This window comes from Serratia sp. Res13-Sevr-LER1-36-b (genome assembly GCF_015673035.1).
Taxonomy (GTDB): domain Bacteria; phylum Pseudomonadota; class Gammaproteobacteria; order Enterobacterales; family Enterobacteriaceae; genus Chania; species Chania fonticola_C.
In genome coordinates, this window is sequence record NZ_JADACK010000023.1 from 282,038 (window position 1) to 296,864 (window position 14,827).

Annotated in this window: 16 protein-coding genes and 1 pseudogene; 8 read left to right on the plus strand and 9 right to left on the minus strand. The window is 53.4% G+C overall.

What is annotated here, in order from left to right; genetic code table 11:
• Window positions 1-169 precede the first annotated feature (169 nt).
• A complete protein-coding gene (upp, locus tag IMQ33_RS18935; protein WP_024484908.1) occupies window positions 170-796 on the plus strand; it encodes a uracil phosphoribosyltransferase in 627 nt (208 codons plus the stop codon).
• A 120-nt stretch (window positions 797-916) separates the two neighbouring features.
• Window positions 917-2,206 (plus strand): uracil permease, encoded by a 1,290-nt coding sequence (gene uraA, locus IMQ33_RS18940; RefSeq protein WP_065686548.1) that lies wholly within the window; start codon window positions 917-919, stop codon window positions 2,204-2,206.
• A 202-nt stretch (window positions 2,207-2,408) separates the two neighbouring features.
• Here uraA and IMQ33_RS18945 read toward each other — a convergent pair whose 3' ends face one another.
• The 4 genes and pseudogenes from IMQ33_RS18945 to IMQ33_RS18955 form a co-directional block, all read right to left on the minus strand.
• A complete protein-coding gene (locus IMQ33_RS18945) occupies window positions 2,409-2,909 on the minus strand; it encodes a hypothetical protein (RefSeq protein WP_098930173.1) in 501 nt (166 codons plus the stop codon).
• Window positions 2,899-3,693 (minus strand): winged helix-turn-helix domain-containing protein, encoded by a 795-nt coding sequence (locus IMQ33_RS18950; RefSeq protein WP_196062106.1) that lies wholly within the window; start codon window positions 3,691-3,693, stop codon window positions 2,899-2,901. The genes IMQ33_RS18945 and IMQ33_RS18950 overlap by 11 nt, the downstream gene beginning before the upstream one ends.
• A 198-nt stretch (window positions 3,694-3,891) precedes the next feature.
• Window positions 3,892-4,060: pseudogene (locus IMQ33_RS26240) on the minus strand (IS200/IS605 family transposase); the annotation flags it as partial.
• A gap of 25 nt (window positions 4,061-4,085) precedes the next feature.
• A complete protein-coding gene (locus tag IMQ33_RS18955; RefSeq protein WP_065686538.1) occupies window positions 4,086-4,583 on the minus strand; it encodes an E3 ubiquitin--protein ligase in 498 nt (165 codons plus the stop codon).
• A gap of 172 nt (window positions 4,584-4,755) precedes the next feature.
• On the opposite strand from IMQ33_RS18955, the gene hda reads away from it, so the two are divergent.
• Window positions 4,756-5,457, plus strand: coding sequence for a DnaA inactivator Hda (gene hda, locus IMQ33_RS18960; protein WP_024484905.1), 702 nt, complete (start codon window positions 4,756-4,758; stop codon window positions 5,455-5,457).
• A gap of 23 nt (window positions 5,458-5,480) precedes the next feature.
• On the opposite strand, the gene IMQ33_RS18965 is transcribed toward hda, so the two are convergent.
• Window positions 5,481-6,161, minus strand: a complete 681-nt coding sequence (locus IMQ33_RS18965) for a GntR family transcriptional regulator (protein WP_098930181.1) — start codon at window positions 6,159-6,161, stop codon at window positions 5,481-5,483.
• A gap of 125 nt (window positions 6,162-6,286) precedes the next feature.
• Here IMQ33_RS18965 and IMQ33_RS18970 point away from each other — a divergent pair, with 125 nt between their 5' ends.
• The 4 genes from IMQ33_RS18970 to IMQ33_RS18985 are packed head-to-tail and all read left to right on the plus strand — an operon-like array spanning window position 6,287 to window position 10,379.
• Complete coding sequence (locus IMQ33_RS18970; RefSeq protein ID WP_065686536.1) at window positions 6,287-7,003, plus strand: DUF2848 domain-containing protein; 717 nt, start codon at window positions 6,287-6,289, stop codon at window positions 7,001-7,003.
• Entirely contained in the window at window positions 7,003-8,352 is a 1,350-nt protein-coding gene (locus IMQ33_RS18975) for an amidase (RefSeq protein ID WP_196062105.1), read from the plus strand. The genes IMQ33_RS18970 and IMQ33_RS18975 overlap by 1 nt, the downstream gene beginning before the upstream one ends.
• Window positions 8,353-8,403: 51 nt before the next feature.
• On the plus strand, window positions 8,404-9,057 hold the full coding sequence (locus IMQ33_RS18980) for a DUF4286 family protein (protein WP_065686534.1): 654 nt from the start codon (window positions 8,404-8,406) through the stop codon (window positions 9,055-9,057).
• A complete protein-coding gene (locus IMQ33_RS18985; protein WP_196062104.1) occupies window positions 9,054-10,379 on the plus strand; it encodes an MFS transporter in 1,326 nt (441 codons plus the stop codon). Before IMQ33_RS18980 ends, IMQ33_RS18985 begins: the two co-directional genes overlap by 4 nt.
• A 43-nt stretch (window positions 10,380-10,422) precedes the next feature.
• Here IMQ33_RS18985 and arsC read toward each other — a convergent pair whose 3' ends face one another.
• Complete coding sequence (gene arsC, locus IMQ33_RS18990; RefSeq protein ID WP_065686532.1) at window positions 10,423-10,776, minus strand: arsenate reductase (glutaredoxin); 354 nt, start codon at window positions 10,774-10,776, stop codon at window positions 10,423-10,425.
• 22 nt (window positions 10,777-10,798) lie between these two features.
• Window positions 10,799-12,268, minus strand: a complete 1,470-nt coding sequence (locus tag IMQ33_RS18995; RefSeq protein ID WP_196062103.1) for a M48 family metallopeptidase — start codon at window positions 12,266-12,268, stop codon at window positions 10,799-10,801.
• A 306-nt stretch (window positions 12,269-12,574) separates the two neighbouring features.
• On the opposite strand from IMQ33_RS18995, the gene IMQ33_RS19000 reads away from it, so the two are divergent.
• Window positions 12,575-13,651 (plus strand): AI-2E family transporter, encoded by a 1,077-nt coding sequence (locus IMQ33_RS19000; RefSeq protein ID WP_065686530.1) that lies wholly within the window; start codon window positions 12,575-12,577, stop codon window positions 13,649-13,651.
• 42 nt (window positions 13,652-13,693) lie between these two features.
• Here IMQ33_RS19000 and bcp read toward each other — a convergent pair whose 3' ends face one another.
• On the minus strand, window positions 13,694-14,158 hold the full coding sequence (bcp, locus tag IMQ33_RS19005) for a thioredoxin-dependent thiol peroxidase (protein WP_021178751.1): 465 nt from the start codon (window positions 14,156-14,158) through the stop codon (window positions 13,694-13,696).
• 2 nt (window positions 14,159-14,160) lie between these two features.
• Complete coding sequence (locus IMQ33_RS19010) at window positions 14,161-14,766, minus strand: glycine cleavage system transcriptional repressor (protein ID WP_071784392.1); 606 nt, start codon at window positions 14,764-14,766, stop codon at window positions 14,161-14,163.
• Window positions 14,767-14,827 lie beyond the last annotated feature (61 nt).

Genomic DNA, 14,827 nt, shown 5'->3' on the forward strand with positions numbered 1-14,827 from the left:
AGCAAACGTTTGCGAGAACCATGTGAGCCCGCTCGAACTTTTCGTCTTCTATACTGTTGATCACGCTTTTGTTGATCTCGATCCGGCTATTGGTAGTGGCGTCGGAAGCAAAAGGCGGTATAATCCGGCGATTTTTTTGGCCGTCAACCACCTTAATAGGAGAAAAATGATGAAGATCGTTGAGGTGAAACACCCGCTGGTTAAGCACAAGCTTGGTCTGATGCGCGAACACGATATCAGCACCAAACGCTTTCGTGAGCTGGCTTCTGAAGTGGGTAGTTTGCTGACCTATGAAGCGACCGCCGATCTGGTGACAGAGAAAGTTACCATCGAAGGTTGGTGTGGGCCGGTTGAAGTTGAGCAGATTAAAGGGAAAAAGATTACCGTAGTGCCAATCCTGCGTGCCGGTCTGGGCATGATGGAAGGGGTGCTGGAGCACGTACCGAGCGCTCGTATCAGCGTGGTTGGGGTTTATCGTGATGAAGAAACCCTGGAGCCGGTCCCTTATTTCCAGAAACTGGTTTCCAACATTGACGAGCGCATGGCGCTGGTGGTTGACCCAATGCTGGCTACCGGTGGTTCGATGATCGCCACTATCGACCTCCTGAAGAAAGCCGGTTGTAGCAGCATTAAGGTGCTGGTGCTGGTCGCCGCTCCTGAAGGGATCGCCGCGCTGGAGAAAGCGCATCCAGATGTTGAGTTGTATACCGCTTCGATCGATCAATGTCTGAATGACAAAGGGTACATCGTGCCTGGCCTGGGTGATGCAGGCGATAAGATATTTGGTACCAAATAATAAATAAGCCGACCTGAGAGTCGGCTTTTTAATGCCCTTTGGATTGCCAACCCTGACAATCCATTGAGCATTGATCACCAAGCCAACACAACTGATATTAACTCAGAGGAAAAACACCCCATGACCCGTCGCGCCATCGGCGTTAGTGAACGCCCGCCGCTGTTCCAGACCATCCCACTCAGCTTCCAGCATTTGTTTGCCATGTTCGGGGCCACCGTGCTGGTGCCGATCCTGTTCAAGATCAACCCGGCGACGGTACTGCTGTTTAACGGCGTGGGGACATTGCTATATCTGTTTATCTGTAAGGGCAAGATACCGGCCTATCTGGGCTCCAGCTTTGCGTTTATTTCACCGGTGTTGCTGCTGTTGCCGCTGGGGTATGAGGTTGCACTGGGTGGCTTTATCATGTGCGGCGTGCTGTTCTGCCTGGTCGCGCTGATCGTCAAGAAGGCCGGAACCGGCTGGTTGGATGTGATGTTTCCGCCTGCGGCGATGGGCGCAATCGTTGCCGTCATCGGTTTGGAGCTGGCGGGCGTGGCGGCCAACATGGCCGGGCTGTTACCGGCGGAAGGCACCTCCGCAGACAGCACGACCATCACTATTTCACTGGTGACGCTGGGTGTTACCGTATTAGGCTCGGTGCTTTTCCGCGGTTTCCTGGCGATTATCCCGATCCTGATTGGTGTGTTGGTAGGCTATGCGCTGTCGTTCTTTATGGGCGTGGTGGATCTGACGCCAATCCGTGACGCACACTGGTTTGCCTTGCCGACCTTCTATACGCCGCGCTTTGAGTGGTTTGCCATCTTCACCATTCTGCCTGCGGCATTGGTGGTAATTGCTGAGCACGTTGGTCACCTGGTAGTCACGGCAAACATCGTTAAAAAAGATCTGCTGCGCGATCCTGGCCTCCACCGCTCAATGTTTGCCAACGGGATTTCCACCGTGATCTCCGGCTTCTTCGGCTCTACGCCTAACACCACCTATGGTGAGAACATCGGTGTCATGGCCATTACCAAGGTTTACAGCACCTGGGTGATCGGTGGAGCAGCAATTCTGGCCATTCTGCTTTCTTGCGTAGGCAAGCTGGCGGCGGCGATCCAGGTGGTACCGGTGCCGGTAATGGGCGGTGTTTCCCTGTTGCTGTATGGCGTGATTGGCGCTTCGGGTATCCGCGTATTGATCGAGTCCAAGGTGGATTACAACAAGGCGCAGAACCTGATCCTGACCTCGGTGATCCTGATTATCGGCGTTAGCGGCGCGAAAGTGCATATCGGTGCAGCGGAGCTGAAAGGTATGGCATTGGCGACCATCGTCGGTATCGGTCTAAGCCTGCTGTTCAAATTGATTAGCCTATACCGCAAGGAAGAAGAAGTGATCGATGTGCCAGAAGAGCGACTGGACCAAAAATAATCGGCAAAGCTCTATTAGCTTGCTGATAGAGCGGGCCTGCTGATGATTGTGCCAATATTATTCACCTTAACGGTGGGAATATTGGCTTCATGGCCAGGCGATGTTTCTTGAGTGCTTCTAGGTCCACTATAGCCTGCTTGCTGCAGGCTATAGGCACGGATAATTGGGCAACAGGCAAGTACTTCTGCCAACGGTTGCCTGGTTATAACCGATTACAGTAAAAAACCGGAATATCGGTTTCATAGATAAAGTACCCTTGCTTACCTGCCGGGCGTATGGTGTAGCCTGACAAACTGTTTATTTTAGAAAAAACATCTGGCACAATGCGTTTTTCGATATTTTCAGGGATGGTGTCTCTGGCATATTTATTGATATAGAGGGTTTTAAAAAAATACAAACCATTATCGTCAACTTGGTAGCTGACGATGATATCACGTCTGATAAAGTAAGTGTTCTTCCCATCATTAAAGTTTGCAGTTATTGAGAACTTACCTCTTCCATCATCTTTATCGCTGTCGCCTTTTAAATTTATAATTATATTGTAGTTGGCGACTACTTCGGGGTTGGGTTTGTAAAATTTGTAATAAAGTTTAGTTTCGCAAGAGATAGTTTCTGTTTTGTTTTCCAAATAAAATAAGTAATACGCAGCGGCCAAAATAGCACTGGTCAAAATTACTAATGGAATAATGAATTTAGTTTTCATAGCCAGTCCAATGATATGATTTACAATTACTTCTAGCATTACCATCAATGCGATTATCACATAAGAAAATTGATTCTCTTTTTATTTCGGTATTTACAAAATAATACAAAGACTGGCTCTCTACGTTATTGCACTGTATGTTGTGAGTGTCAATTCTTGATTTGATATATGAGAGAGTGAGTTTCCCATCTTCTCCATAAATATCACAATGTTGATACTTCCCTATTAATGTGTAATCGACCTCTAAAGGTTCTTTGGCGTTGTAAATATAAATTGATGAGCCAATAATGAGGATGAAAACCATCGCCATAAAATAGATGCTGCGTTTTTTTATAAAACCGGTTTTTTTCTTTGGTAACTCATTGATTATTAATACCGGTTGTTCTTCCACCTGTTGCTGTTGTTCTTGATGATCTTCTTGTTTTACGTATTCAACTTCATCCTGAAAGGGCTCAATAGTAAATTCTTGCGGGATATTGAACCCGGAGCGCGGAGTTGTTTTAATAATATTTTTATCTAACCCTAGTGAGCAAAGGTGTTTTCTCAGGATATAGATGTGCTGATATAGAGTATTAGTGCCTACAATAACGCCTTTCTGTCCCCAAATATCATCGATAAGCTCATCTGGAGAGACAATTTGATGTTCGGCATCAATGAGTTTTTGTAAACATTTAGCCGCAGGGTTAGAAAGCTTTACTTTTACTTCTGGCTCATTAAGGTTGAAAACTTCCCCGTGATCAATATTGTAAACTATCTTTTTATCTATCAAATAGTAACCAACCATCTCAATCCTCTGAGTAATGAATGCCACCCATAAGGATAGGATTATTCCCAGCGCATGTAAAGTCTTATCCCGATTTAGTATAATCCGCCGCAAACTCATTGCCCAATGCGGGGGGCATATAAGATGAAAAATCCGAGCGGGTTTAGTGTCGGTTACTCGGAAGTATTCTGACTGGCGACGTACGTCCTGAGCATTCCCCCCTGCGCTACATGCAAAGTACGATCTTGATACTGGAAGCCCCCGTTTTGCTCTGCTTTCGCAAATGCATATTCTGCTGACTAAGTCGGCGTGTCCCAAAAGACTTTAAATTATCCATCATCACGCTGATAGACAACTTAGGCGGGTAGCCAAGCGGGCGCAGTAAATGCTGCGCCCATACAGAGCAACTCTGTTTATTGATTGGCGGGCTGGGCCGGTTGTTCGGGTTTACCGTCGGCTTGTTGAGCCTTATTGTCCATGCTGTTCTTGAGCTGCTCGGTTTTTGCCTTGGCCTGTTGCGCCAGATCGTTCGCTCCGTTAATTGCATCGGCCTTGATGTTTTTGGCTTGATCGATCAACTGCTGGCTTTGTTTGTCTGCATCCTGTTTGATCGCGGCGGCCTTGGCCTTGGCATCATCAGTGAGGGCATCTGCCTGCTTGGCGGCGTCATCTTTAATGGCGGAAGCCTGGTCCTTCAACTGTTCTGTCTGGGCCGCCGCGGCCTGTTTGATCTCTTCCGCTTTAGCCTTGGCATCGTCGGTCAGTTGATCCGCTTTCTTTTCCGCCGCATCTTTCATTTGTTCGGCACTGTCTTTGGCCTTATCCAGATGGGAATCGACCTTGGCATCATCGCAGCCCACCAGCAGTAAACCTACCATTGAGGCCAATAGCACTTTATTCCACGCTTTCACGGTCTAACTCCTTTCGGTCATCTTCAATTTGTGCGATTTATCTTAGAACAGCTTTGCCGTATAAGACAAATTTGGCAACTAAATTGCGTTGTTCTCATGGCGGGTTCAACAGCGGTTGCTTTCTGTGGTAGACTCTTCGCGTTTTCCTGCCAGTTTTGGTTGAGGTGCTTTTCTGAATACGCCGGCACAGCTTTCACTGCCACTTTATCTACCCGATGATGAAACTTTTGCCAGTTTTTATCCGGGTGAGAACCCATCCTTGTTAGCCGCGATCCAATCCGCAGTCCGTCAGGAGCATGGTAGCTACATCTATTTCTGGTCACGCGAAGGCGGGGGACGCAGCCATTTGCTGCATGCGGCCTGTGCCGAACTCTCGCAGCGTGGCGAAGCGGTAGGCTATGTGCCCCTGGATAAGCGCGCCTATTTTGTGCCCGAAGTGCTGGACGGCATGGAACAGCTGGCGTTGGTCTGCATCGATAACATCGAATGCATTGCCGGTGATGAGGAATGGGAAATGGCGATTTTCAATCTCTATAACCGCATTCTGGAAACTGGCCGCACCCGCCTGTTTATCACTGGCGATCGTCCGCCGCGCCAGCTAAATCTGCATTTGCCGGATCTGGCCTCGCGCCTGGATTGGGGGCAGATCTACAAGCTACAGCCACTGTCGGACGAAGAGAAACTACAGGCGTTGCAGTTGCGCGCCAAACTGCGTGGTTTCGAGCTGCCGGAAGACGTGGGCCGTTTCCTGCTCAAGCGTCTGGATCGTGAAATGCGCACGCTGTTTATGACGCTCGATCAGTTGGATCGCGCGTCGATCACGGCACAGCGCAAGCTGACCATTCCGTTTGTGAAGGAAATCCTGGGGTTGTAGCCCGTCACCACGCTTTAGATTATTCAGCCTTCGTGCAATAACGCGCTGCGGAATGACAGGATGTGAGCCTGTGCAGCGCTGGCGGCGGCGTCGCTGTCCTGTGCGGCCAACGCGCTGATAATCGCCCGGTGTTCATCGATAACTTCCTGCATATGCCCTTCTCGCGACAGCGTGCTGGCCCAGAAACGTTGAGCTCTGGCGTGCAGTACGCTCAGAATATCCGTCAACATGTTATTCCCGGCAATCTGCGCTAGCTCCTGATGGAACTGATGATCCAGCGTCATCATCCTCACCCGGTCACGATCCAAGCAAGCGGCTTCGATCTGCTGGTTCAGCGCGTTCAGCGCGGCAACCTGTGGCTGGGTGATCTTGGCACTGGCCAGGCGCATACACAGCATTTCATTGGCCAGCCGGACATCAATCAACTCTAACGCATCGTCTATCGACAGCGGCGAGACCATCACCCCTTTGCGCGGGATCACCTGCAGCAAGCCCTCATTCGCCAGACGGTGGATCGCCTGATTGATCGGCGTTCTGCCCATATCCAGCTCACCCATTACCTGCGCGGTATTGAGGTATTCACCCGGTTTGTAACTTAACGTCACCAATGCCTGCTTGAAGCGGCGGTAAGCCACTTCATTGAGCGACAAACCGGCTTCCTCTGCTACCGGGAACCCTCGATCTTCTGCGTCAATGGTCTTCACATACTACTCCTGCAAGAAGAAATTTTTAGACATGGTACACAAAAACGTCACATGACAGTCGCTTAGTTGTTAACTGAAGATATAGTGAAATTTCACACCATTTTAACCAAAGGGACACAATTGCCATGAGGCTGACCTTTACTTTACCAGAAACCTGTAGTGCCAAGACGTTGGATGCTGACATCGATCATCTGGTCATCGCTGGCTGGACCGGTCGTGATTATAAGGCAATTCAACATCATATCCAGGAGCTTGCCGAACTGGGTGTCCCTCAACCCAGCAGCGTCCCGCTGTTTTACCGTGTGGCGGTTAATCAACTTAGCCAAGGCGATTGCATCGAAGTGATCGGCGAGGCGACCTCCGGCGAAGCGGAACCGCTCATTTTCAGCCATGGCGGCGAGCTGTATGTCTCATTAGCGTCCGATCATACCGATCGTCAGTTGGAAGTACACAGCGTAGCACTGTCCAAGCAGATCTGCGTTAAACCGGTAGCGCGTGCTGCCTGGCCGTTACACGAAGTGAGCGATCACTGGGACTCCTTGATCCTGCGTTCATGGGTTAAGGAAAATGGCGCGTTTCAGCTTTATCAGCAGGGGACTCTCGCCAGCCTGCGCACTCCCGGTGATTTGCTCGAACGCTATCTTGGTGGGCAGCAACTGCCAGAAAGCGGCATGGCGCTTCCCCTGCTACCGAGTGACGGGCTGGCAATGACCTGTGGCACGGTCGCGGCGATTGGGGGGATCCGACCATCAGCCGAATTCCGTATGGAACTGGTGGATGAGGTGTTGGGGCGCACCATCGCCCATAGCTATCGCAGTATCGAACTGCCGGTGGTGGCGTGATGGCTAAGTTAACGCTTGTGCAGGCCGCAGCCGGGTTGGCCAGTGGAGAGTTTACTTCCAGGCAGTTGATCGCCGGTGCCTTGGCGCAGATCGCCGATCCGCAAGGGGAAGGGGAGCGTACTTTTACTCAGGTGTATGCCGATTGGGCACAACAGCAGGCGCTGGCGGCTGACCAACGTCGTGCAGTAGGCAAACCGCTGTCCCCTTTGGATGGCGTGCCGGTTTCGATCAAAGACCTGTTTGACGTGAGCGGGCAGGTGACTACCGCCGGTTCTTGGGTGCTGGCTGATGCTGCGGTGGCCAAGAAGCACGCTGCGACAGTGGAGCGTCTGTTGCAGGCGGGAGCGGTGGTGATCGGTAAAACCAACATGACCGAGTTCGCCTACTCCGGGCTGGGACTCAATCCGCATTTTGGTACCCCTGCAAATCCCTGGGATCGGGCCGCCCGCCGTATCCCCGGTGGATCGTCTTCCGGTGCGGCGGTCGCGGTAGCTGACGGTATGTGCTGCGGTGCTGTTGGCAGTGATACCGGGGGATCGGTACGTATTCCGGCCGCTTTCTGTGGCTTGACCGGTTATAAGCCTACCGCCCGTCGAATGGCCAGCGGTGGACTGCTGCCGTTGTCGCCGTCGCTGGACTCTATTGGGGTGATTGCTCATGACGTTGCCAGCTGTATCGCACTGGATGCGGCGATCGCCGAGCAAGCGCTACGGCCTGAGTCACAATCCTTGGAGAGTGCACGTTTTGCCGTCCCGCAAACGTTAGTGCTGGATAGCTTGGACGAAGAGGTTGCAGCGGCGTTTGAGCGCACCTTGAAACGTTTGGCCCAGGCCGGTGCGCAGATTGAAGCTATCCCTTGCAGCGAATTCGCAGAATTGGCAGAGATCAATGGTGCCGGTGGTTTTACGGCACTGGAGTCTTGGCATTGGCACCAGCCGTTGATTGCCGAATATGCCGAGGGTTATGACCCCCGGGTGCTGTCACGCATTCGCCGTGGCCAGCCGTTGGGCGAGAGCGATCTTCAGCAGCTACGGCAGCTGCGTGCCAGTTGGCAACAACGGGTGACAGCCAAGGTGCAGGGTTTTGACGCCTTGCTGATGCCAACCGCGCCGTTGATAGCACCAACCATTGCCGAACTGGCAGAGGACGACGAAGCCTACTTTCGTGCCAACGGTGCCGCGCTGCGTAATCCTTCCGTCATCAACTTCCTCGACGGCTGTGCGTTATCACTACCCTGCCAGCGGCCAGGTGAGGCCCCCGTCGGCCTGATGGTGGCCGGGTTACCCATGCATGACCAGGCGCTGCTGGGTTGGGCGCTGGCAATCGAACGTTGCCTTGCCGGCGCGTGATTTTTCGGCAGGGTGCCACCTTGCCTTACTGACTCTACCAGGAGAATACCCATGATCGGTTCCCCGAACGGAATGCTGTTTGTTGCAACGGATGTCGCCGCGCAGGATGAGGCGGATTTCAATCAGTGGTACGACCGTGAACACGTGGAAGAGCGGGTGCGTGTTCCCGGTTTTCTATCCGGTACGCGCTATCAGGCGCTACAGGGTGGGCGCAAATACCTCGGGCTGTATAAAACCGCCTCTCTGGCCAGTTTTACCTCCCAGGCCTATCGCAACGCTTTTACCCAACAGACGCCGTGGTCGGTTGCCTGCCTGGGCAAGATGCGCGATCCCATGCGCCGGGTCTGCACGGTTGAAGCCGTCACCGGCCAGGGCAGTGGTAGCCATCTGAGCATCATCACGCTGGCAGTGAGTGAGCAGGATGTTCTGAAAAACGATGTTAAGCACCTGGGTTCCTTGTTGGCTGAACAGCCGGGTTTTGTGCGCAGCAGCCTGCTGTTGCCAAACGCCGAGCTCAGTTCACCGCTTCCGCAAGAGTCGCGGGAAAATCGTCAGCTGTTACCGATGGTATTGATCGAAAGCAGTAGCGCAGAGGCGGGGCAGCGGTTGAGTGAGCTGGCTTGCCACACGTTGAAAATCCCTGCTGGCGAGGAAGTGCATTACGCACTTGGCTGGCAACTGACCTCACAGGAGCTGGCATCATGAATACGTCCACCTCTGAAACGCCGATTGTGGACTTATCGGTGAAAGATCACGCCGTCGATCCTCCTAAAACCGGCAGGTTGGCGGCAGCCAGTTCGATAGGCACCGCGCTGGAGTGGTATGATTTCACCGTTTACAACATCATGGCGGCGTTGATTTTCAACCATGTTTTCTTCCCGTCATTCGATCCGTTGGTCGGCACCATTCTGGCGTTTTCCACTTATGCGGTCGGCTATGTTTCACGGCCCATCGGCGGCATCGTTTTTGGGCATCTTGGTGACGTACTGGGACGGCGTTTTGTGCTGGTTGCCACGCTGGTGATCATGGGCGTGACTACCACCCTGATGGGATTACTGCCCGGCTATGCAAGTTGGGGGATTTGGAGCCCGCTGTTGCTGGTGGCACTGCGCTTTATCCAGGGCATTGCGCTGGGTGGGGAATGGGCTGGAGCCGTGCTGCTTTCGATGGAACACGGTAAGCCACATCAGCGTGGGCGTAACGCCTCATTTGCGCAAGTTGGTCCCTCTTGCGGTTCGCTAATTGGCACCGGGCTGATCGCGTTGGTGACCATGGCGATGTCGGCAGACGATTTCCAACAGTGGGGATGGCGTATTCCGTTCCTGTTGAGCCTGGTGCTGGTGGTCTTTGGCCTGTGGTTGCGCCGTGGGGTCGGGGAAACACCGGCGTTCCTGAAATTGGAGGCGTCGAAGGATGTTACCCATTCGCCGATCCGCGAGGTTTTCACCCAACACCCACGTTCGCTGCTGATCGCCGGTGGTTCGCGCATTGGCTCCGACGTGTTGTACGCCTTGGTGGTGGTGTTTACCCTGACTTACGTGACTACGGTGCTGAACCTGCCACGGCCACTGGCCCTGACTGCCACCATGTTGGGGGCGATCGGCAACGCGATTACCGTACCGATGTTTGGCGCCTTATCCGATCGCTTAGGCCGCCGACCAGTGTATATCGGCGGGGCACTTGCGGGGATAGTCTGGGCTTTTGCCTTCTTCGTGTTGCTCGATAGCAGTCAACCGGTGTTGATTTGTACCGCAGTAGTGATTGGCTTGCTGATCCATGCGGCGATGTTCGGCCCGCAGGCGGCCTTCATCACCGAACAGTTCCCGACCAGGGTGCGCTATGCTGGTTCTTCGCTGGCTTATACTCTGGCGGGGATCGTGGGTGGTGGCTTTGCGCCGTTGATCATTGCTTCGTTATTCACTTCTTTTAACAGCACGCTGGCCATTTCGGCTTACGTTGTGCTGGCACTGCTAATTACCTTGTGGGCGCTGCTCGCTGCCCGGGAAACAGCGCATAAACCTTTGTAAATAAAGCCGCCGGGCGAATAACGCCCGGCTTGCCGTCACGGGATCACAAGATCTCCAGCACCTGCTCCGGTGGCCTGCCAATGCGGGCTTTGCCGCCTTTGACCACGATTGGGCGTTCGATCAGTTTCGGATTGCTCACCATCGCTTGCAGCAGTTGCTCTTCGCTCAGGGTTTCATCCGCCAGTTTCAGCTCCTTGTAGAGATCTTCTTTCTTGCGCATCAATTCGCGGGCTGAAGTGAAACCGAGCTCTTGCAACAGCTTTTTCAGCTCGGCGACGGAAGGCGGTGTATCCAGATACAGCACCACCTGCGGTTCGACACCGTGCTGTTCCAGCAGTGCCAATGTCTCACGGCTCTTTGAGCAGCGTGGGTTGTGATAAATAGTGACGTTTTTCAACTTTTCTCTTTCCTTGTTCAAATCAAGTGCGTTGGAACTTGCTGAAGGTTTTTTGCAACTGACGCAGTTGGTCAATCCGCGCGTCATAGCGAGCCTGTTTCAGGCTGCCCAGCTTTTGCAATGAGCTGGCGTTACTGAGCAAGCCTATCGCCTGATCCAGACGGCCAGCCAGCGCCATGCTTTCTGCCCGAGCGGAGAGTTCTTCATCACGTAGGCCCTGGGCGGCACTGGCCTGAGCCAACAGATCCCAGCCGTTCGGATCGTCCGGATGGGCAAAGGTATAACGGTTGAGAATTTTTGACGCTTGAGCGGGTTGATTGCCCTCAACGTAGGCGTTCGCCAGGTTGAGCAGCAACACCGGGTTATTGCTTTGCGCCGCGTTGACCGCCTCAAGGCGAGCAATGGCCTGAGCGGCCTTATTCTGACCCAGATCGATGTCGGTCAGCAGATCCAGCATCCAGACGTTTTTCGGTTCTTTTGCCAGCAGCGGCTGAATAAGATTGCGCGCTTCGTCGTATTTCTTGGCTTCATAGAACAGGATCGCCCGGCCATATTTGGCGGCTATTTGCTCGCGAATGTTGCCTTTGCTGTAAGTGTCCAGCAGGTCTTGGCTCAGACCATAGCCTTCCGAGCTGTACATGCCCAGCGTACGTACCCGCGCTAGCAGATAGTCCTGGCTGGATTGCACCAGATGGCGTGGCATTTGGTTGGCGCGGTTGCGGGCGTCCGAAAGCCGGCTGTCTGGCAACGGGTGCGTCAGCAGCATTTCCGGGGGTTTTGAGGCATAGCGGGACTGATCGGCCAGCCTTTGCAAGAAGTCTGGCATCGCTTCGGGATCGAACCCGGCGCGCTGCAATACCTGAATACCGATACGGTCGGCCTCTTGTTCATTTGCTTGGGTAAAGCTGATCATCCCCTGCTGCGTTCCCGCCAGCGTACCGCTCAGCGCCGCCATACCCATGGTTGGGTTGGCCATCGCCAGCAGGATAGAGCCCAGTGCGCCCACCCAGGTCAGTGGCGCGTTGCGTTGCTGGTCTTCCATTGCGCGGGCCAGGTGGCGCTGGGTCACGTGTGAGATTTCGTGCGCCAGGACCGAGGCCAGTTGGCTCTCGTTGTCGGTTTCACGGAACAGGGCCGAGTGCAGCACCACGTTGCCGCCGAAGAAGGCAAAGGCGTTGATCTCGTCGTTACGGACTAGAAAGAAGTGGAACGGGGTGCGTACCGAATAGGCGCTGGCGACCAGCCGGTTACCCAACTGGTTGATATACTGGGTCAATAGCGGATCGTTGATCAACGGGGCGCTAGCGCGTAGCTGCCGCACGTAAAAATCGCCCATGGTCAGTTCCTGGCCGATGCTCAACGTCCCCCCTGCGGAAGTCCCCATATCCGGCAGTTGGTCTTGCGTTTGGGCGTTAACCGGAGCCAACGCAGAGGTGCAAAGCGAGCCGAGCAGCAGGACTGTTAGCGCTGTTTTAGTCAACCGGATGGTCATAGTCAGGTCATTCCCTCAATAAAGTCATCAACTAAGACGCCAGCATCAGATAAGAGTTCTTCTTCCATGCCAGACTCTCCAGTACAATCATCGCGAAAGTGCGTTGGCTCACAAAAATACATTTTCAGGGGTTGTGCGCTTAAGCGGCAAAAACGCTATCACATCATAGCCAGCCACAACCCACATTGAAACGCCTGCGCGGTGATAACCGGGCTAAAATTATTTAAAAATCATGTCATACCCGCTCGGCTGCACAGGGATTAGCGAGCCTCACCCCCCCATTGATGGCATAAGGAGCAATCTCTGATGTTGGAGTTGTTATTACAGTGGTACCGACGTCGTTTCACCGATCCGCAGGCTATTGCGTTGCTGGTGATCCTGGTTGCCGGGTTCTGCATCCTTTATTTTTTGCACGGTATCTTGACCCCCTTGCTGGTTGCGTTGGTGCTTGCTTACCTGCTGGAATGGCCTACCGCGCGCCTTCAGCGCCTGGGATGCTCGCGTACCTGGGCGGCAAGTATCATGCTGATCGTGTTTGGCGGTATTGCCATGCTGTTGGTCTTCGTGGTCGCGCCAACCGCCTGGCAGCAGGGCATCAACCTGATGACCGATTTACCGGGCATGCTCAATCAGTTCTACAACTATGCGGCGACCTTGCCGACACGCTACCCGGCGCTGGTGGATGCGGGCATCATTGATATGATGGCGCAGAACCTGCGTGAACGCCTGTCGGGCATGGGAGAATCGGTGGTGAAATTCTCGCTGGCCTCACTGGTTGGGCTGCTGACTCTGGCCATCTATCTGATCCTGGTCCCTTTGATGGCGTTCTTCCTGCTGAAGGACAAAGAGCAGATGATCAATGCGGTACGCCGCGTGCTGCCGCGCAACCGTGGGTTGGCAGGGCAGGTATGGATCGAGATGAACCAGCAGATCACCAACTATATTCGCGGCAAGGTGTTGGAGATGGTGATCGTCGGGGTGGCGACCTATCTGGTGTTCTTCATCCTGGATATGCGTTATTCCCTGCTCTTGGCGGTGTTGGTCGGCCTCTCGGTGCTGATCCCATACATCGGCGCGGTGCTGGTGACGATCCCGGTGGTGGTGGTGGCCATGTTCCAGTGGGGCATTGGTGCCGACTTCTGGACGCTGATTATCGCTTATCTGGTGGTGCAAGGGTTGGATGGCAACCTGCTGGTGCCGATCCTGTTCTCCGAGGCGGTTAACCTGCATCCGCTGGTGATCATTCTCTCGGTGATTATCTTCGGCGGTCTGTGGGGGTTCTGGGGCGTATTCTTCGCCATCCCGTTGGCGACGCTGGTGAAAGCCGTGATCCACGCCTGGCCGGATGACATGCTGGTGGATGTGGGTGATGAGGTGAAGTGAGAAAAATAAAGCGCAGCAACCGATGCTGCTGCGCTTTACCCTTTACTGCTGCAGGTAGTTCAGAACGATTTCGTGGTGATTGGTGGTCTTGAAATCATCGAACACTTTTTCAACCTTGCCGTCGGTGCCGATCAGGAAACTGATACGGTGAATACCGTCATAGGTTTTGCCCATGAAGGTTTTCTCGCCCCAAACGCCAAACTGCTGAGCTACCTGATGATCTTCGTCGGATAGCAGCGTGAAATTGAGCAGTTCTTTCTCAACAAAACGCGAGAGCTTTTCGGGTTTATCGGTGCTGATGCCCAGCACTTCGACGCCCGCCTTTTTCAATTCATCCATGTTATCCCGTAACCCACAGGCTTGCACGGTGCAACCTGGCGTCATGGCTTTGGGATAAAAGTAAACCAGTACTCGTTGTCCCTGGAAGTCGGCCAAATTAATTTCCTCGCCATCCTGGTCGAGTAAACTAAATTTCGGCGCTGTATCACCGGCTTTCAATGGGCTCATAACTACTCTCCATCTCTCTCATCATGCTGTGGATAGTTCACCACGCTAATACTGCCTTGCGCATTCAATTCTGTACATAGGCGATAAAAGGCTTGTTCAATATTTGTTGCATCCTGGCCACCGGAACTGTGGGCGGTGATCTGAATATAGAGCTGCGAGGGCTGCTCACCTTTTGCTGGCTGAGTCCGTGACACCAGCTCGGCAATGTTCATCTGGCTCGAATCAAACAGGCCGGTAAACCGCTCGATGATATGCGGGGAGTCTTTTACCTCAACCTGTACCCAAACTGTAGCTGGCATTGGCGGTCTTTCTTGCGAGTTTGTGCGTTTCATCACGATCAGTAAATCCAGCTCGGCGCCTTTTTGCGGCAAAGTGGATTCGATCAGGGTAATCGCGTTCCAGCTACCTGAAAGCAGCATGATGAAGGTGAATTCTTCACCCAGCATGGCCAGACGGCTATCTTCGATATTGCACCCGCAGCTACTGACGTGGCGGGTGATGGCGTTGACGATACCGGGGCGATCGGCGCCCAGTGCGGTGATCACCAGATAGTGTTCATCAGGCTTAGGCAAAATGCAGCTTCCTGTCGTACTGAATGGGGTTACCATGGTAAACACAAAAAAAACCGCCTGCCAAGCGCTTAGACACGTTGTTTGCTTGCTTTTGGAT